The following is an 18,632-nucleotide window of genomic DNA, read 5'->3' on the forward strand; positions in this document are numbered from 1 at the left end:
GACCGGGCTGCTCGGCCCGGCAGCCACGTTGCTGCGGATCGCGCCCGGGCACGAGAGCGCCGTCGCGGCCGCCCTCGGCGCCGCCGCGGACGCGGTGGCGGTCGACTCGCCCGGCACGGCGGCCGACGCCCTGCGCCTGCTGCGCGCGGCGGACGCCGGCCGGGCCGCGCTGCTCATCGCCGGTGCGCCCGAGCCGGCCGCGCCGACGCCGCCGTTGCCGCCCACCGCCCGCTGGGCCGCCGAACTGGTCGACGGCCCGGCCTCGTTGCTGCCGGCCGCGCGGGCCCTGCTGGCCGGCGTCGCCGTGGTCGGCTCGCTCGACGAGGCGGTGCGGCTGGTGACGGAGCACCCGGCGCTGACCGCGGTCACCGCCGAGGGGGACCGGCTCGGCGCGGGTTTCGCGTACGGCGGCGCGGGCGGTGCGCCGAGCCTGCTGGAGACCCAGGCGGCGGTCGACGAGACCGCCCGGGCGATCGGCGAACTGGACCTCCGCTGCGCCGAGTCGGCCGAACGGCTGGCCGAACTCACCGCATTCCGGGGGGAGTCGGCCGCCGGGCTGGAGCAACTGGCCACCACCCGGCGGAAGGCGGAGCGCGAGCGGGCCGAGGTGGCCGGCGCACTCGGCCGGCTCGGCGGGCAGTCCCGGGCCGCCGCCGGCGAGGCCGAACGGCTCGCGGCCGCGGCCGGTCGCGCCGAGCAGGGGCTGGCCGACCTGCTCGACACCGCCGAGGAGCTGGCCGGACGGCTCGCGGCCGCCGAGGAGTCGGCCGACGCGGGGGAGGACGAACCCGACGCCGCGGAACAGCAGCGGTTGGCCACGGCCGCCACCGGCGCCCGGCAGGCCGAGCTGGAGGCCCGGCTCGCCGTGCGGACGCACGAGGAGCGGGTGCGCGCCCTCGCCGGGCGGGCCGACCAGCTGGACCGGGCCGCGCGGACCGAGCGCGAGGCGCGTGCCCGCGCCGCCGAGCGCCGGGAGCGCGCCGAGCACGACGCCCGGGTGGCGAACGCCGTCGCGGCCGGCGCCCGACAGCTGCTGGCCTGCCTGGAGGTGTCGCTGGCCCGCGCCGACGCCGGACGGGCCGCCGTCGAGCAGGCGCGCGCCGAGCGGGAGGCGCAGCTGCGGGAGCACCGCGAGCACGGCCGCGAACTCAAGGCCGAGCTGGACAAGCTGGTCGACGCCGGGCACCGGGACGAGGTGCTGCGCGCCGAGAAGCGGCTGCGGATCGAGCAGCTGGAGTCCCGGGCGCTGGAGGAGTTCGGCATCGAGGGCGGTGAGCTGCTCGCCTCGTACGGGCCGGACCGGCTCGTCCCGGCGCCGGCACCCGACGACGGCGGGGAGCCCGGCGAGCCGCGGCCGTACGACCGGGCCGAGCAGGAGAAGCGGCTGCGGGCCGCCGAGAAGGCCTACCAGCAGCTCGGCAAGGTCAACCCGCTGGCACTGGAGGAGTTCGCGGCGCTGGAGGAGCGGCACACCTTCCTCGGGGAGCAGCTGGACGACCTCAAGCGGAGCCGGCGCGACCTGCTGGACATCGTCAAGGACGTGGACGAGCGGGTCGAGCAGCTGTTCAGTTCGGCGTACCACGACACCGCCGCCCAGTTCGAGGGCGTCTTCTCGCGGCTCTTCCCCGGCGGGGAGGGGCGGCTGGTGCTGACCGATCCGGACAACATGCTGACCACGGGGGTCGAGGTGGAGGCCAGGCCGCCGGGCAAGAAGGTCAAGCGGCTCTCGCTGCTCTCCGGCGGCGAGCGCTCGCTGACCGCGGTGGCCCTGCTGGTGTCGATCTTCAAGGCCCGGCCCAGCCCGTTCTACGTGATGGACGAGGTGGAGGCGGCGCTGGACGAGACCAACCTGCGCCGGCTGGTCGGGATCATGGAGGAGCTGAGGGAGAGCTCCCAGCTGATCGTGATCACCCACCAGAAGCTGACCATGGAGTCCGCCGACGCCCTCTACGGCGTGACCATGAAGGGCGACGGCATCTCCCAGGTGATCAGCCAGCGGCTGCGGGAGGGGGCGCCCCCGGCCCGTCGGCGCAGGCCGCTCGCGCAGCCGGCCGGGCAGCGGGAGGCGGCCGCCGCCGCCCGTCCGACCGGGTGATCCACCGGCCGACGCCGGGGCAGCTGCCCGTGGGCGACCCGATCACGGATACTGGACGGGTTGTGACTCCTCCCCCTCGCGCGCGAGGGGGCTTCTGATTCAGCCGCTTGACGACCTCATGACGGCCAAGCCCCGACCGGTGCCGGACGGCACCGCGTCGGCGTAAGGGAGGCGGCGACGCCCCGTGCGTCGGTGACCGAAGGATCACTCTGTCGTGGGATCCCGAGAAGGAGATTGATGTGGAATACGTGATCCTTGCCGTTGTCATCGCCGTGCTGGCCGTCGGCGCGGTCGCCGGCCTGGTCGTCTCCGGCAGACGACGCCGGGAGCTCCCCCCGAAGGCGCGGCCGCCGGTCATCACGCCGCCCGGGACCCCGCGGGAGCCCCAGGTCGGCGAGGAGGCCGCGCCGCCGACCGAGGAGCCGCGCCGCACCGTCGAGGAGGTCGAGCTCCCCGAGGCCGAGGCGGCCCCGGAGGCTCCCGAGGCGGTCGAGGCCGAGCAGGCGCCGGCCCTCGAAGTCCCCGAGCCCACCGCCGGCCGGCTGGTCCGGCTGCGCTCCCGGCTCTCCCGCTCGCAGAACTCGCTCGGCAAGGGCCTCCTGTCGCTGCTCTCCCGCGAGCACCTCGACGAGGACACCTGGGAGGAGATCGAGGACACCCTGCTGACCGCCGACGTCGGCGTCGCCCCCACCCAGGAGCTGGTCGAGCGGCTGCGCACCCGGGTGAAGGTGCTCGGCACCCGCACCCCGGACGAGCTGCGCGCCCTGCTGCGCGAGGAGCTGGTCGAGCTGGTCGGCAAGGACGCCGACCGCACGGTGCACTCCACCAAGCACGAGGCCGGCCCGGCCGTCGTGCTGGTGGTCGGCGTCAACGGCGTCGGCAAGACCACCACCACCGGCAAGCTGGCCCGGGTGCTGGTCGCGGACGGCCGCTCGGTGGTGCTCGGCGCGGCCGACACCTTCCGGGCCGCCGCCGCCGACCAGCTGCAGACCTGGGGCGAGCGGGTCGGCGCGCGGACCGTCCGCGGCCCGGAGGGCGGGGACCCGGCCTCGGTCGCGTTCGACGCCGTCAAGGAGGGCATCGCCGAGGGCGCCGACACCGTGCTGGTGGACACCGCCGGCCGGCTGCACACCAAGACCGGCCTGATGGACGAGCTGGGCAAGGTCAAGCGGGTCGTGGAGAAGCACGGCCCGGTGGACGAGGTGCTGCTGGTGCTGGACGCCACCACCGGCCAGAACGGTCTGATCCAGGCCCGGGTCTTCGCCGAGGTGGTCGACATCACCGGCATCGTGCTCACCAAGCTGGACGGCACCGCCAAGGGCGGCATCGTGGTCGCGGTGCAGCGGGAGCTGGGTGTCCCGGTCAAGCTGATCGGGCTCGGCGAGGGCGCCGACGACCTGGCGCCGTTCGAGGCGGGGGCGTTCGTGGACGCGCTGATCGGGGACTGAACCCCGGCCGCTGTCCGAGGAAGGGTCCGCTCCGGTCGGGGCGGGCCCTTCGGCGTGTCCCGGCGTCTTCCGGGGCGGCGCGGTGGGGGAGCGGGCGGCGGCCCCTCGGGGCCGGCGGGCGGGGTGGTTACGACGCGAGCCAGGCGGGCTCGGCGCTGCGCTCGCGCCCGCGGTGGCAGGCGTAGGCGAGGGTGCCGAGCAGCAGCCGGGCCTCGGGCGGGCAGCCGGCGTTGTCACGGGTAGGCCGGCGCAGCCAGCGGACCGGGCCCAGACCGCCGAGCACGGTCGGCGGCGCGGCGACGTAGCTGCCCTCGCCGTGGCAGGTGAGGTCGAGCGCGGCGTCGTCCCAGCCCATCCGGTACAGCAGGTCGGGCAGCCGCCGGGCGGTGCCGGCGGCGACCAGGAACTGCAGCCGGCCGGTGGGCGAGGCCAGCACCGGGCCGACCTGGGTGCCCATCCGCTCCAGCCGGACCAGCGCCTGGAGGCCGGCCTGCTCGGGGACGTCCAGGACGTCGAAGGCGCGGCCGGTGGGGAACAGGACGGAGACGTTCGTGCCGGTGCGGTCCGCCGGTGCGCCGCCGGGGGCCGGATGCAGACCGGGCGCGGCACAGCGGGCGGCACCGCAGTGGCAGCGGGCCGCGGCGGCCGGGCCGGCCTGGTTGCCGACGGTGACCGCCCAGCCCCAGCGGCCGGTGTACTCCGCGGCCGCCCGGGACGCGGTCACCCGGGTGCGGCGGCGTGCGCTCAGCGGGGCCAACCGCAGGTGCCCCAGTCGAAGTTCGCCGAACAGGTTGTCCATGCCTCCCCCAACAGGTTCTCGTTGCCGATGGTTACGGGATGGTGACTTTGTGTTGATTGTCCGTTGCGTCGTGCGTGGTGCGGGAGCGGCGCGCAGCGCATGGCGTGCGCCTGTTGCGGTCCTGCGCCTCGGGCGCCGCCTTGTGGGGGGCGGTGCCCGTGCCGGATCGTCGTGTCCACGAGGCGGCCGTCTACCGGGGTGGGCGGCAAACTCGCCTGGGGCTGCCGTGGGTTGCAGGTGAGGGGCCGAGGTGCCGGTGGGGACTTGGCAGCCCGCATATGCCGGACCGCCGGGACTATCCAGTGAAGCGTGTGCGGTCTTGGATCGGTTCACTCCTGGGGGTGGCGAAAGGTGGCGTTTCGCCAGGGCCGCTCCCCGGGACCGTGTGCGGGGCGTTACGTTCAGCACGCAGACATCGTCGGGGAGTCCGCTTCCGGCCCTGTGGGGGCGGGAGTTGGGGAATCTGACGGCTCGTCCGCGAGGATGGCACACCAGTGCGACGAGTGGTCCGACCAGCGGTCTCGACAGCACCTCGGGTACGGAAGAGAAGCAGCACGTCTGGCAAGAGCCCGCAACCGTCGGGCGGTCACGATCGGGGCCCCGCAGGGGCCGGGCGGGATGGGGACGTTCCCATGGCAGAGAAGCAACCCAATGAGAAGCTGAGCACGTGGTTCGCCCGCAGCGGCTGGTCCAAGGGCGAACTGGCCCGCCAGGTCAACCGCCGGGCCCGCCAGATCGGCGCCCACCACGTGTCCACCGACACCTCGCGGGTGCGGCGCTGGCTCGACGGGGAGCAGCCCCGCGAGCCCATCCCGAAGATCATGTCGGAGCTCTTCTCCGAACGCTTCGGCTCCGTGGTCTCCATCGAGGACCTCGGGCTGCGGGCCGCCATCCCGGTCTCCACCGTCGGCGGCGGCGTCGACCTGCCGTGGAGCGCCCCGCAGACCGTCCAGCTGATCAGCGACTACTCGCGCAGCGACCTGATGCTGAACCGGCGGGGCTTCCTGGGCACCTCGCTCGCCATGACGGCCGGCGCCGCGCTGATCGAGCCGATGCAGCGCTGGCTCGCCCCCGGCCCGAACGGCGCGCCCACCCCGATCCTGACCGCCGCCAACGGCGGCGAACCGTTCACCGGCCGGCTCTCCGAGCCCGAGCTGGAACTGCTGGAGCAGACCACCGTCATGTTCCGGCAGTGGGACGCGCAGAACGGCGGCGGGCTGCGCCGCAAGGCCGTCGTCGGCCAGCTGCACGAGGTCACCGACCTGCTCCAGGAGACCTACCCCGAGCAGACCACCCGGCGGCTGTTCCGGCTCACCGCCGAGCTGGCCCACCTGGCCGGCTGGATGTCCTACGACGTCGGCATGCACCCCAGCGCGCAGAAGTACTACGTGCTGGCCCTGCACGCCGCCAAGGAGGCCGGCGACCGCCCGTTCGGCGCGCTGATCCTCACCGACATGAGCCGCCAGATGATCCACCTCAACCGCGGCGAGGACGCCCTGGAGCTGATCCACCTCGCCCAGTACGGCAGCCGGGACACCGCCACCCCGCGCCAGCAGGCCCTGCTGTACGCGATGGAGGCGCGCGCCTACGCCACCATCGGCGAGGTGAACCGCTGCGCCCGGGCGGTCCGGCTGGCCGAGGACACCTTCACCGACATCCGCGAGGGCGACGGCGACCCGGACTGGCTGAAGTTCTTCTCGCCGGCCGAGCTGAACGCCGAGAACGCGCACTCCTTCCGCGACCTCGCCTACCACTCGGACCGGGCCGAGCTGTACGCCTCGATGTCCGCCCCGGTCATGGAGCGGGCGGTCGACCTCTTCCGCCAGGACGGCGACCACGTCCGCTCCTACGCCTTCAACCTGATCGGCATGGCCAGCGTGCACCTGCTGCAGCGTGAGCCCGAGCAGGCCGTGGTGATGGCCGAGCAGGCGGTGGAGATCGCCACCAAGGTGCGCTCCGAGCGGCTCAACTCCAGGGTCCGCAAGACCACCGAGGCCGCCGCCGCCCGGTACGGCGGGGTGGACGCGATCAGCCGGCTCAAGGAGCGGGTGGTCCAGGACATCCCGGAGTACGTCTCGGTGGTCTGACCCGCACCGGCGCCCGCCCCCAGCCCCCCTGGCCCCCTGGCCCCCCGGGCCCCCTCAGCCTCCACCGACCGTGACGGCCGCCGCCGCCACGGTCGGTGGTGTGTCCGGCACCGCGCGTGCCGCGGGGCGGCACGGTAACCCACCGGGCCCGGCGGCACGGCCGTGGTTCACGTAGGCGTAACCCGCGCGTCGCCGTCGTCACGGTCGCGAAACACCGGGTCGCATCGGTCGAAACCCGACTTCGGCACGCTCCTCCCATCGCCGACACCCCGGGTGGCACGGGACAGGTATCCCGGGTGTGGAGCGGCTTCCATTCATGAGGAGACGCCGATGCCGGACGGCTTCAGCGCGGGCGATACCGCCTTCGTGCTCATTTGCGCGGCCCTGGTCATGGTGATGACCCCCGGGCTGGCCTTCTTCTACGGGGGCATGGTCAGGGCCAAGAGCACACTCAACATGCTGGCGATGAGCTTCCTCTCGCTGGGCATCGTCAGCGTGCTCTGGGTCCTCTACGGGTACTCGCTCAGCTTCGGCCCCGACGCCGGCGCCGGGCTGATCGGCAACCTGGACTTCCTCGGGATGCACGGAGTGGGGCTGAACGACCTGACCGGGACCATCCCGGTCACCGCGTTCTCCGCCTTCCAGCTGATGTTCGCGATCATCACCCCGGCCCTGATCAGCGGGGCCGTCGCGGACCGCGCCAAGTTCACCGCCTGGGGCCTGTTCATCGCCCTCTGGGTGACCGTCGTCTACTTCCCGGTCGCGCACTGGGTCTTCTTCTTCGACGGCGGCAACGGCGGCTGGCTGGGTGACCGCAACGGCGTGATCGACTTCGCCGGCGGCACCGCCGTGCACATCAACGCGGGCGTCGCGGGCCTGGCGCTCTGCCTGGTGCTGGGCAAGCGGGTCGGCTTCCGGAAGGACCCGATGCGCCCGCACAGCCTGCCGCTGGTCATGCTCGGCTCCGGGCTGCTCTGGTTCGGCTGGTTCGGCTTCAACGCGGGCTCGGCGCTGGCCGCCAACGGCGTCGCCGCGATGGCCTTCGTCAACACCCAGGTGGCCACGGCGGCCGCGCTGCTCGGCTGGCTGATCTACGAGAAGCTGCGGCACGGCGCGTTCACCACGCTGGGCGCCGCCTCCGGCGCGGTGGCCGGTCTGGTCGCCATCACCCCCGCGTGCGGTTCGGTCAGCCCGCTCGGCGCGGTCGCGATCGGCCTGATCGCCGGCGCCGTCTGCGCCGCGGCGATCAGCCTCAAGTACCGCTTCGGCTTCGACGACTCGCTCGACGTGGTCGGCGTGCACGCGGTCGGCGGTGCCATCGGCTCCCTGCTGGTCGGCCTCTTCGCCACCGGCACCGTCGGCCAGACCGCCAAGGGCCTGTTCTACGGCGGTGGCCTGGAGCAGCTCGGCAAGCAGGCGATGGGCGTGGCCGTGGTCGCCGCCTACTCCTTCGTCGTCTCCTGGCTGCTGGCCAAGGCGATCGACAGCACGGTCGGGTTCCGGGTCGCCGAGGAGGTCGAGGTGGCCGGCATCGACCAGGCCGAGCACGCCGAGTCCGCCTACGACTTCAGCGCGCTGGGGGCCGGTCCGGCCAGGATGGCCGCCGCGGTGGTCGCCGAGTCCACGTCCGGGCCCGCCAGGGCCGCCGGGAAGAACACCGAGAAGACCGGGGTCGACGCCTGATGAAGCTCATCACCGCAGTCATCAAGCCGCACCGCCTGGACGACGTGAAGGCCGCCCTGCAGGCCTTCGGGGTGCACGGGCTGACCGTCACCGAGGCGAGCGGTTACGGCCGCCAGCGAGGTCACACCGAGGTCTACCGGGGCGCGGAGTACACCGTGGACCTGGTACCCAAGGTCAGAATCGAGGTCCTGGTCGAGGACGACGACGCCGACCAGCTGATCGACGTCCTGGTGAAGGCCGCCCGGACCGGCAAGATCGGCGACGGCAAGGTCTGGAGCGTCCCGGTCGAGACCGCCGTGCGGGTCCGGACCGGTGAGCGCGGCCCCGACGCCCTCTGACCAGGACCCCTTCCTCCAGGACAGGGCCTAGCATTCAGCACGATCCCGCCGGCGGGCCCGTGACCACCCCGTGGTCGCGGGTCCGCTGACGGCGTATCAGCGCTCCTCGCGCGAATCGGCGTTCCTCGCGCGACCCGGGCGCCGCCCGCTCGACCAGCGCGCGCTCAGACCGGACGACGACGGACGGGGACCCCCGATGACCACGCAGCCCGACCCGCCCTCCCGGCCCGCCGCCGGGCCCGCGACTCCCGCGACTCCCCCCGTCCGCCCGTCCGGGGACGACGGCCCGCCCGACCACGGCGCCGCCCGGGCCCGACTGCTGGACACGCCCGGCCTCGTCGGAACCGCCCGCCGCACCGCGCTGGCCGCGCTCACCGACGAGTGGCTGGCCGGACTGCTGGCGGCGGCCGGTGCCCCGGCCGGCGTCGCCCCGGCCGGCGTCGCCCTGGTCGCGGTCGGCGGCTACGGGCGCGGCGAACTCTCCCCGCGCAGCGACCTCGACGTCCTGCTGCTGCACGACGGTCCGCTCGACCCGGAACTGCCCGAACGCGTCTGGTACCCGGTCTGGGACGCCGGCGCCTCGCTCGACCACTCCGTCCGCACCCTCGCCGAGGCCCGGACCGTCGCCGCCGACGACCTCAAGGCCCAGCTCGGCCTGCTCGACGCCCGGCACATCGCCGGCGACCGGGAGCTCACCGCCGGGCTGCGCTCCGCCGTGCTCGCCGACTGGCGCGCCGGCGCCCCGAACCGCCTGCCCGAGCTGCGCGAACTCTGCCGCGAGCGGGCCGAGCGCCACGGCGAGCTCTCCTTCCTGCTGGAGCCGGACCTCAAGGAGGCCCGCGGCGGCCTGCGCGACGTGGTCGCGCTCAACGCGATCGCCGCCACCTGGCTGGCCGACGCCCCGCGCGACGGCCTGGACGCCGCCGCCCTGCGGCTGGCGGACGTGCGGGACGCGCTGCACCTGGTCACCGGCCGGGCCACCGAGCGGCTCAGCCTCCAGGACCAGGACCAGGTCGCCGAACGGCTCGGCGTACTGGACGCCGACACCCTGCTGCGCCAGGTGTACGAGGCCGCGCGGACCATCGCCTACGCGAGTGACGTCACCTGGCGGGCGGTGGACCGGGTGCTGGCCGCCAGGACCACCCGGGGCCGGCGCTCCTCCCGGCTCTCCTTCCCGTTCACCGGCACCGGTCGGGGCGGCGGCGCGGTGGCCCGCGGCGCGGTCCAGCGCCGGCCGCTCGCCGAGGGCGTCGTCGAGCAGGACGGCGAGGCGGTGCTCGCCCAGGGGGCCCGCCCGGCCGCCGACCCGGTGCTGCCGCTGCGCGCGGCGGCCGCGGCGGCGCAGAACGGCCTCACCATCTCCTACGCGACGGTCCGCCGGCTGGCCGCCGAGTGCCGCCCGCTGCCGGTGCCCTGGCCGGACGAGGCGCGCGAGCAACTGGTCACCCTGCTCGGCGCCGGGGAGGCCTGCCTGCCGGTCTGGGAGGCGCTGGAGGCGGAGGGCCTGATCACCCGGCTGCTGCCGGACTGGGAGCGCGTGCGCTGCCGTCCGCAGCGCAACGCGGTGCACCGCTGGACGGTCGACCGGCACCTGGTGGAGACGGCCGTGCGGGCCGCCGCGATGACCCGCCGGGTGGCCCGGCCGGACCTCCTGCTGGTCGCGGCGCTGCTGCACGACATCGGCAAGGGCTGGCCCGGCGACCACAGCGAGGCGGGCGAGGTGATCGTCCGCGACGTGGCCGCCCGGATGGGCTTCGACCACGAGTCCGTGGAGACCCTCGCCGTGCTGGTCCGCCACCACCTGACGCTGGTGGAGACCGCGACCCGGCGGGATCCGGACGACCCCGCCACCGTGGAGGCGATCACCAAGGTGGTCGCCACCCTGCCGCAGCTGGAGCTGCTGCACGCGCTGACCGAGGCCGACGCGACCGCCACCGGCCCGGCCGCCTGGAGCCGCTGGCGGGCCTCGCTGGTGGAGGGCCTGGCGGCCCGGGCCGCCGACCGGCTGGCCGGCGCGTACCCGTCGCCCGACCCGGGCCGGTGGGGCTCGCACGCCGGCGAGGCGGCGCCGACCGCCGAACAGGAGCGGCTCGCCGTCGAGGCCGCCCGGACGGGCGGTCCGGCGCTCTCGCTGCTGGCCCAGGCCGACGGGGACGACCAGCCGGGCACCGAGCCGATGGGCGTGCGGCTGACCCTCGCCGTGCCCGACCGGCCGGGTCTGCTCGGCACGGTCGCCGGGGTGCTGGCCCTGCACCGGCTGACCGTCCGCTCGGCGGGCCTGCGCGAGCTGGACCCGATCGGCGCCGGCCCGGTGCTGCTGCTGTCCTGGACGGTGGCCGCCGAGTTCGGCGAGCTGCCCGAGGCGGCCCGGCTCCGGGCCGACCTGCGCCGGGCGCTGGACGGCTCGCTGGACGTCTCGCGGCGGCTCGCCGAGCGCGACGCGGCCGCCCCGCGCCGGCGCGGCATCCCCACCCCGCCCCCGGTGGTCGCCGTGGCGCCCGAGGTGGCCTCGGCGACGGCGACGGTGCTGGAGGTGCGCGCCCATGACGCCCCCGGCCTGCTGCACCGGATCGGCCGGGCCCTGGACGCCGCCGGTGTCCGGGTCCGCACGGCGCACGTCAGCACGCTCGGGGCGGAGGCCGTGGACTCCTTCTACCTGACCGATCAGGCGGGCCGGCCGCTCTCCGGCCGGCGGGCGGGGGAGGTGGCGCAGGCCGTCCGGGCGGCGCTGGGCTGACCGGGCCCCGACGCCCGCCGGGGGCCCGTCGCCGCTCCGCGGCCGCGCCATGGCCGAGCCGTCGCCGGGCCGTCGCCGCCCTCGCGGGGCGGCCTCGGGGCCTGCGGGCGGCCGTCGGAGCCGCCCGCTCCGGGCGCCCCCGGGCCGGTTCGTCCGGGGGTGGAGACCGTTGCCAGGGCGGCCGGATACCCTTGGGGGCGACGACCGTACTGATCCCGATGCCGCAGAGGACCCGCGACGACGTGTTCGACACCCTTTCCGATCGCCTCGCAGCGACGTTCAAGAACCTCCGGGGCAAGGGCCGCCTCAGCGAGGCGGACATCGACGCCACCACCCGCGAGATCCGCATCGCGCTGCTGGAGGCGGACGTCGCGCTGCCGGTCGTGCGGGCCTTCATCAAGCAGGTCAAGGAGCGGGCCCTCGGCGCCGAGGTCTCCGGCGCCCTGAACCCCGCCCAGCAGATCATCAAGATCGTCAACGAGGAGCTCATCGCGATCCTCGGCGGCGAGACCCGCCGGGTGAGGTTCGCCAAGAGCGGCCCCACGGTGATCATGCTCGCCGGCCTCCAGGGCGCCGGTAAGACCACCCTCGCCGGCAAGCTCGGCCACTGGCTGAAGCAGCAGAAGCACACCCCGCTGCTGGTCGCCTGCGACCTCCAGCGCCCCAACGCCGTCAACCAGCTCCAGGTGGTCGCGGAGCGCGCGGGCGTGGCCTTCTACGGCCCGCAGCCGGGCAACGGCGTCGGCGACCCGGTGCAGGTCGCCCGCGACTCGATCGAGTACGCCAAGCAGAAGCAGTACGACGTCGTCGTCGTCGACACCGCCGGCCGTCTGGGCATCGACGCCGAGCTGATGCAGCAGGCCGCCGACATCCGGGCCGCGGTGAACCCGGACGAGGTCCTGTTCGTCGTCGACGCGATGATCGGCCAGGACGCGGTCACCACCGCGCAGGCCTTCCTCGACGGTGTCGACTTCACCGGTGTGGTGCTGTCCAAGCTCGACGGCGACGCCCGCGGTGGCGCCGCCCTGTCGGTCGCGCACGTCACCGGCCGGCAGATCATGTTCGCCTCCAACGGCGAGAAGGTCGACGACTTCGACGCCTTCCACCCGGACCGGATGGCCTCGCGCATCCTCGGCATGGGCGACATGCTCTCGCTGATCGAGAAGGCCGAGCAGACCTTCTCGCAGGCCGAGGCCGAGAAGATCGCCTCCAAGCTGCAGGGCGGCGGCAAGGACTTCACGCTCGACGACTTCCTGGACCAGCTGGAGCAGGTCCGGAAGATGGGCTCGATCTCCAAGCTGCTGGGCATGCTGCCCGGCATGGGCCAGATCCGCGACCAGATCAACAACATCGACGACAAGGACGTCGACCGCGTCGGCGCCATCATCAAGTCGATGACCCCGGCCGAGCGGAGCGACCCCAAGCTCATCAACGGCTCGCGCCGGCTGCGCATCGCCAAGGGTTCGGGCGTCCAGGTCGGCGAGGTCAACAACCTGGTCGAGCGGTTCTTCGAGGCCCGCAAGATGATGTCGGCGATGGCCTCCGGCAAGGGCATCCCCGGCATGCCGGGGATCCCGGGCATGGGCGGCGGCTCGAAGAAGTCCGCCAAGAAGGCCCCGGCCGCCAAGGGCAAGCGCAAGAGCGGCAACCCGCTGAAGCGCGCGCAGGAGGAGGCCGCGGCCGCCGAGCGCCGCGCGCTCGGCCCGGGCGCCGGCCAGCCGCCGGCCCAGGGCGGCGCCTTCGGCCTCGGCGCGGGCAAGGGCCCGTCCGACTTCGAGCTGCCCAAGGAGTTCAAGGACCTGCTGTAGGTCCTGCTGCAGGTCCTGCCGCGGTTCCGCGGCACCGGCCCGCCCCCGGCACCGTCCGGGGCCGCCGTCGGCCTTCGAACGGCCCGCCACCCGGGGTATCCGGGTGGCGGGCCGCTCACATGTCCGATGATGGTGGGGTGAGAGTGACGATCAGGGCCCCACGGGCCGACGACGAGGTTCCGTACGCCGAGGCCGTCCGCCGGTCCGCCGAGCACATCGGGCGGTGGAACCCGGTCGAGCCGAACGGGCTCCCCGATCTCCTGGAGCGCCAGGGCGCCGGTCTGCGCACCTTCCTGATCGTCGATCAGGCCACCGGTGGGCTGGTCGGCAAGGTGAACGTCGCCAACATCGTGATGGGCCGGTTCTGCAACGGCGCGCTCGGCTACGACTCGTACGTGCCGTTCGCCGGGACCGGCCGGATGAGCGAGGGCATGCGGCTGGTGCTGGACCGCTGCTTCGCCCCGCAGACGGCCGGCGGTCTCGGCCTGCACCGCCTGGAGATCAACGTGCAGCCGGACAACGCGCGTTCGATCGGGCTGGCCAAGCGGCTCGGCTTCCGGCACGAGGGGTACACGCCCCGGATGCTGTTCCTGAGCGGCGCCTGGCGGGACCACGAGCGGTTCGCGCTGACCGCCGAGGAGTGGCCCGGCGCGGGGGAGTAGCGCGGCGCGGGGCGGGGTGAGCGGCGCGGTGCCGAGGCGGGGTGAGCGGCGCGGTGCCGAGGCGGGGTGAGCGGCGCGGCGTGGCGGGTGTCCGGGGCGCCCCGGGTGCCCGGGGCGCGGCCGTGCGGGCGCGGCGTTGCGGCTGTCTCGCCCGGATGAATGTCCGTATTGTCCGATAGGTGACCGATCCCGTACCGCCGCGCCGGACCCCCGACCAGCCCTGGCGCTCCGAGGGTGCCCCACCCCCGCAGCCGCCCCGTCGCAAGATGCCCGGCGGCTGGATCGGCCTCGTGCTCACCGCCCTCGTGGTGTTCCTGATCACCGACCTGCTGCTGTCCTTCTTCGGCAACGCCGGCGCGACGACGATCTCCTACACGGAGTTCAACAACCAGCTCAACAACGGCAACGTCACCAAGATCTACTCCAAGGGCGACTCCATCGAGGGCACCCTCAAGAGTGCGGCGCCCAAGCCGGACGGCGCAAAGGGCGACTACACCGAGTTCGACACCCAGCGCCCGTCCTTCGCGGGCGACAGCCTCTGGACCACCCTCCAGCAGCAGGGCGTCGAGGTCACCGCCAAGCCGGTGGTCCAGCAGCGCAGCTTCCTCGCCAACCTGCTGATCTCGCTCGCCCCGATGCTCCTGCTGATCCTGATCTGGGTGCTGCTGGCCCGCCGGATGGCCGGCGGCATGGGTGGCGGCCCGCTCGGTCGCAAGGCCCCGCCCAAGCCGGTCACCGCCGAGCAGGGCAAGCGCACCACCTTCGCCGACGTGGCCGGCATCGACGAGGTCGAGGCCGAACTCGCCGAGGTGGTCGACTTCCTGAAGAACCCGCAGCACTACCGGCGGCTCGGCGCCAAGATGCCGCGCGGGGTGCTGCTCGCCGGTCCGCCCGGCACCGGCAAGACCCTGCTCGCCCGGGCCGTCGCCGGCGAGGCCGACGTGCCGTTCTTCTCCGCCTCGGCCTCGGAGTTCATCGAGATGATCGTCGGCGTCGGCGCCGGCCGGGTCCGGGAGCTGTTCGCGGAGGCCCGCAAGGTCGCCCCCGCGATCGTCTTCATCGACGAGATCGACACCATCGGCCGCCAGCGCGGCGGCAGCGGCGGCATGGGCGGCCACGACGAGCGCGAGCAGACGCTCAACCAGATCCTCACCGAGATGGACGGCTTCACCGGCTCCGAGGGCGTCATCGTCATCGCCGCCACCAACCGGGCGGACGTCCTCGACCCGGCCCTGCTGCGCCCCGGCCGCTTCGACCGGCGGATCACCGTCAGCCCGCCGGACCGCGACGGCCGCGCGGCCATCCTGCGGATCCACACCCGGGCCGTCCCGCTGGCCGGGGACACCGATCTCCACCAGCTTGCCAAGGTCACCCCCGGCATGACCGGCGCCGAGCTGGCGAACCTGGTCAACGAGGCCGCCCTGCTGGCCGTCAAGCGCAAGCAGGACGCGGTGGGGGAGCGGGACCTCTCGGACGCGCTGGAGAAGGTCCAGCTGGGCGCCGTCCGGCCGCTGGTCATGCCGCAGGCCGAGCGGGAGCGCACGGCGTACCACGAGAGCGGCCACGCCCTGCTCGGCATGCTCCAGCCCGGCGCCGACCCGGTCCGCAAGATCACCATCGTGCCGCGCGGCCGCGCCCTCGGCGTCACGCTGTCCACCCCCGAGACCGACCGCTACTCGTACACCGAGCCCTACCTGCGCGGCCGGATCATCGGCGCGCTCGGTGGGATGGCCGCCGAGCAGGTGGTCTACGGGGTGATCACCACCGGCGCGGAGAGCGACCTGGAGCAGGTCACCAACATCGCCCGGGGGATGGCCGGCCGCTGGGGGATGAGCGAGCGGGTCGGCCGGCTCACCGCCGTCCCCTCCGACCCGCAGGGCGCGTACGGGCTCTCCGCGGCGCCGACCACGCTGGACGCGGTCGACGAGGAGGCCCGGCGGATCGTCGCCGAGTGCTACGAGGAGGCGGTGCGGCTGCTGACCGAGCAGCGGGCCAGGCTGGACGCGCTGGCGGCCGCGCTGCTGGAGGCCGAGACGCTGGACGAGGAGGCGGCGTACCGGGCCGCCGGGGTGCCCCGGAAGGCGCTCGACCAGGCGTGAGCCGGCCGAACGGGGGCGTCCGCGATGGCTGCGGGCGCCCCCGTTCCGGCTCCGGTGGTGGGGCGGTGCGGCGGCTGGGCTGTCCGGTGGTGCGGCTCGGCGGCTCGGCGGCTCGGCGGCTCGGCGGTTCGGCTGTTTGCTGTTCGGCGGCTCGGTGGTGCTGTGGTGCGGTTCTGTCGCGCTGTGGTCCACGCGGTCGCTCGCCGGTCGCTCCGGGGCCGGCCGCTCCGGGGCCGGTCGCTCCGGGGGCGGTCGGGCTACCGCGGCTGGTCGGCGATCAGGTACCGGAACACGTTCTCCATCCGGACCGAGCCGTCCGGCCGCAGGTACGGCTGCAGCGCCTCCTCCAGCTCCTTCGCCACCAGCGACAGCCCGGAGAACTCCGCCGCCGCGTCGTAGAGGCCTGTGGAGAGCAGCCCGCGCACCGCGCTGTCCAGGTCCGGATAGGCGAACGGGCAGCTCACCCGGCCGCTGCCGGCCGGGCGCAGGCGGGCCGGCCCGAGCAGGTCCTCCAGGGCGCCGGGCGTGCTCAGCCCGAACGGGTCGCGTGCGGTGGTGCGCCCGGCCATCCGCCGGGCCACGTCCAGGACGGCCGCGCTCTCGCAGCGCTCCGGCGGGCCCCAGGCGGCCAGCACCACGTGCCCGCCGCGCAGCGTCAGGCGGGCCGCGTCGGCCACCACGCGCTGCGGATCGGCGGCTCCCGGCAGCTGCTCGAAAACCGTGACCAGCGAATAGGCCGAGCGGGGGACCTCCGCCGGTGGCCGGGCACCCGCGCCCACCTTCAGCCGACGGTCCCGCGCCAGCTCGCGCAGCTCGTCGTGCGGCTCCAGACCGGCGACCTGGGCACCCCGCCCGGCGGCCAGCAGCAGCGCCAGGCCGGAGCGGCAGCCCAGGCCGAGCACGCTGCTCGCCGGGCCGACCTCCAGCCGGGCGTAAACCGCCTCGTAGAGCGGTACCAGCATGCGTTCCTGGATCTCCGCCCAGTCGCGCGCCCGCGCGGGCCACGCCCCCGCGACCCGCCGGTCGTGCGGATGTGCGCCTGTGGGTCGTACGGTCATGCCGGTCGTTCGAGCTGAAGCCATCGCGGCCTCCCATCCGGTCCTTCGGTGTCCTGCTACGGCTCCCCCAAAGTCCCGCCCCACTCCAGCGAACAGCGGCTCGGGCGCGGCGTCCAGAGGGGTGCAGGGTGGTGCGCGCGTGTCGCGGTCGTGCGCCCCCTGGCGGAACCGGGGCGCCCTTCAGCCGCCGGGCGCCCCGGGCACCGTCCCGGCCCGGGCGGGAAGGGGACGGCTTGCGCGCGAACCGGTTCCGTGGAACGGATTCGAAGTCAGGCCCCTTGTCCCCGTACCATTCGCCCCATGGCAAAGGCACCCGTTCTCACCCCCCAGGCGGACGACTTCCCGCGCTGGTACCAGGACCTCATCAACAAGGCCGAGCTGGCCGACAACGGTCCGGTGCGCGGCACCATGGTCATCCGACCGTACGGCTACGGCCTGTGGGAGCGGATGCAGCAGGAGATGGACGCCCGCATCAAGAAGGCAGGCGCGCAGAACGCCTACTTCCCGATGTTCATCCCGCAGTCCTACCTGACCAAGGAAGCGGAGCACGTCGAGGGCTTCGCCCCCGAGCTCGCCGTGGTCACCCACGGCGGCGGCAAGCAGCTGGACGAGCCGGTCGTCGTCCGGCCGACCTCCGAGACCATCATCAACGAGTACTTCTCGAAGTGGGTGCAGAGCCACCGCGACCTGCCCCTGCTGATCAACCAGTGGGCCAACGTGGTCCGCTGGGAGCTGCGTCCGCGGGTCTTCCTGCGGACCACCGAGTTCCTCTGGCAGGAGGGCCACACCGCCCACGCCACGTACGAGGACGCCCGTGAGTACGCCTCGATGATCCACACCCAGGTCTACGGCGACTTCATGACCAACGTGCTCGGCATCGACGTCGTGCTCGGCCGCAAGACCGCCAAGGAGCGCTTCGCCGGCGCGATCAACACCCTCACCCTCGAAGGCATGATGGGCGACGGCAAGGCGCTGCAGATGGGCACCAGCCACGAGCTGGGCCAGAACTTCGCCAAGGCGTTCAACACCACCTACCAGCTCCAGGGCGCCGAGCGCGAGTACGTCTGGCAGACCTCCTGGGGCGTCTCGACCCGCATGGTCGGCGGCCTGATCATGTCCCACGGCGACGACAACGGCCTGCGGGTGCCCCCGCGCCTGGCCGCCGTCCAGGCCGTCGTCCTCGCCATCAAGGGCGACGACGCGGTCATCGCCAAGGTGCGCGAGATCGGCGCCCGGCTGGAGGCCGTCGGCATCCGCGTGGTCGTCGACGACCGCACCGACACCCCGTTCGGCCGCCGCGCCGTGGACTGGGAGCTCAAGGGCGTGCCGCTGCGCATCGAGGTCGGCCCGCGCGACCTGGAGAACGGCACCGCGATGCTGGCCCGCCGCATCCCCGGCGGCAAGGAGCCGGTCTCGATCGACGCGCTGGCCGAGCTGCTCCCGGGTGTCCTGGAGGAGGACCAGGCGCTGCTGCTGCGCCAGTCCCGCGAGCGCCGCGAGTCCCGCACGGTCGACGTGACCAACCTGGACGAGGCCGTCGAGGCCGCCGCCACCGGCTGGGGCCGGATCTCCTGGGCCGAGCTGGGCCCGGAGGGCGAGGCCAAGCTGGCCGAGCAGGGCGTCTCGGTGCGCTGCATCGTGGCCGCCGACGGCTCGGTGCCGCAGACGGACGACCAGGACGGCAACATCGCGATCGTGGCCCGCGCCTACTGATCGGTCGCTGATCGGCCGCTGACCGGCCGCTGAGCGGCCACGTCCACCGGCCGGCTCGCGCCGCCCACTGAACGGCGCGCGGATCCGCCGGCGCACCGACAGCGG

General features: G+C 74.3%; 12 protein-coding genes. 10 read left to right on the top strand and 2 right to left on the bottom strand.

The window, feature by feature from the left end; all coding sequences use genetic code 11:
* Together ACFWA9_RS31465 and ftsY are read left to right on the top strand one after the other, a co-directional pair.
* Positions 1 to 2,095, top strand: a 2,095-nt coding sequence (locus tag ACFWA9_RS31465; RefSeq protein ID WP_380391614.1) for an AAA family ATPase, incomplete at its 5' end; no start/stop codon positions are given.
* 239 nt (positions 2,096 to 2,334) lie between these two features.
* Entirely contained in the window at positions 2,335 to 3,543 is a 1,209-nt protein-coding gene (ftsY, locus tag ACFWA9_RS31470) for a signal recognition particle-docking protein FtsY (RefSeq protein ID WP_329489759.1), read from the top strand.
* 127 nt (positions 3,544 to 3,670) lie between these two features.
* Here ftsY and ACFWA9_RS31475 read toward each other — a convergent pair whose 3' ends face one another.
* On the bottom strand, positions 3,671 to 4,342 hold the full coding sequence (locus ACFWA9_RS31475; protein ID WP_329489760.1) for a bifunctional DNA primase/polymerase: 672 nt from the start codon (positions 4,340 to 4,342) through the stop codon (positions 3,671 to 3,673).
* A gap of 632 nt (positions 4,343 to 4,974) precedes the next feature.
* On the opposite strand from ACFWA9_RS31475, the gene ACFWA9_RS31480 reads away from it, so the two are divergent.
* The 7 genes from ACFWA9_RS31480 (at position 4,975) to ftsH (ending at position 15,756) form a co-directional block, all read left to right on the top strand.
* Positions 4,975 to 6,429, top strand: a complete 1,455-nt coding sequence (locus tag ACFWA9_RS31480) for a hypothetical protein (RefSeq protein ID WP_352291641.1) — start codon at positions 4,975 to 4,977, stop codon at positions 6,427 to 6,429.
* Positions 6,430 to 6,759: 330 nt separating this feature from the next.
* The gene (locus ACFWA9_RS31485) at positions 6,760 to 8,112 is read left to right on the top strand and encodes an ammonium transporter (protein WP_380391619.1); all 1,353 of its coding nucleotides are present in this window, start codon (positions 6,760 to 6,762) and stop codon (positions 8,110 to 8,112) included.
* Positions 8,112 to 8,450, top strand: a complete 339-nt coding sequence (locus ACFWA9_RS31490) for a P-II family nitrogen regulator (RefSeq protein ID WP_329489763.1) — start codon at positions 8,112 to 8,114, stop codon at positions 8,448 to 8,450. The genes ACFWA9_RS31485 and ACFWA9_RS31490 overlap by 1 nt, the downstream gene beginning before the upstream one ends.
* Positions 8,451 to 8,646: 196 nt before the next feature.
* Positions 8,647 to 11,187: a [protein-PII] uridylyltransferase gene (locus ACFWA9_RS31495; RefSeq protein ID WP_380391621.1), complete on the top strand. Its 2,541-nt coding sequence runs from the start codon at positions 8,647 to 8,649 to the stop codon at positions 11,185 to 11,187.
* A gap of 242 nt (positions 11,188 to 11,429) precedes the next feature.
* Positions 11,430 to 12,995, top strand: coding sequence for a signal recognition particle protein (gene ffh, locus ACFWA9_RS31500; RefSeq protein ID WP_380391627.1), 1,566 nt, complete (start codon positions 11,430 to 11,432; stop codon positions 12,993 to 12,995).
* 119 nt (positions 12,996 to 13,114) lie between these two features.
* Positions 13,115 to 13,657 carry a GNAT family protein gene (locus tag ACFWA9_RS31505; protein WP_329489765.1) on the top strand — a complete coding sequence of 181 codons (543 nt, stop codon included), beginning with the start codon at positions 13,115 to 13,117 and terminating at the stop codon, positions 13,655 to 13,657.
* Positions 13,658 to 13,836: 179 nt separating this feature from the next.
* A complete protein-coding gene (ftsH, locus tag ACFWA9_RS31510; RefSeq protein ID WP_380391623.1) occupies positions 13,837 to 15,756 on the top strand; it encodes an ATP-dependent zinc metalloprotease FtsH in 1,920 nt (639 codons plus the stop codon).
* Positions 15,757 to 16,013: 257 nt separating this feature from the next.
* On the opposite strand, the gene ACFWA9_RS31515 is transcribed toward ftsH, so the two are convergent.
* Positions 16,014 to 16,814, bottom strand: a complete 801-nt coding sequence (locus tag ACFWA9_RS31515; RefSeq protein ID WP_380391625.1) for a class I SAM-dependent methyltransferase — start codon at positions 16,812 to 16,814, stop codon at positions 16,014 to 16,016.
* A 300-nt stretch (positions 16,815 to 17,114) separates the two neighbouring features.
* On the opposite strand from ACFWA9_RS31515, the gene proS reads away from it, so the two are divergent.
* Positions 17,115 to 18,527: a proline--tRNA ligase gene (gene proS / locus ACFWA9_RS31520; RefSeq protein WP_329489768.1), complete on the top strand. Its 1,413-nt coding sequence runs from the start codon at positions 17,115 to 17,117 to the stop codon at positions 18,525 to 18,527.
* The last annotated feature ends 105 nt before the right edge of the window (positions 18,528 to 18,632 follow it).

Origin of the sequence: Kitasatospora sp. NPDC059973 (assembly GCF_042737525.1) — a bacterium.
In the GTDB taxonomy this organism is placed as follows: Bacteria; Actinomycetota; Actinomycetes; order Streptomycetales; family Streptomycetaceae; genus Kitasatospora.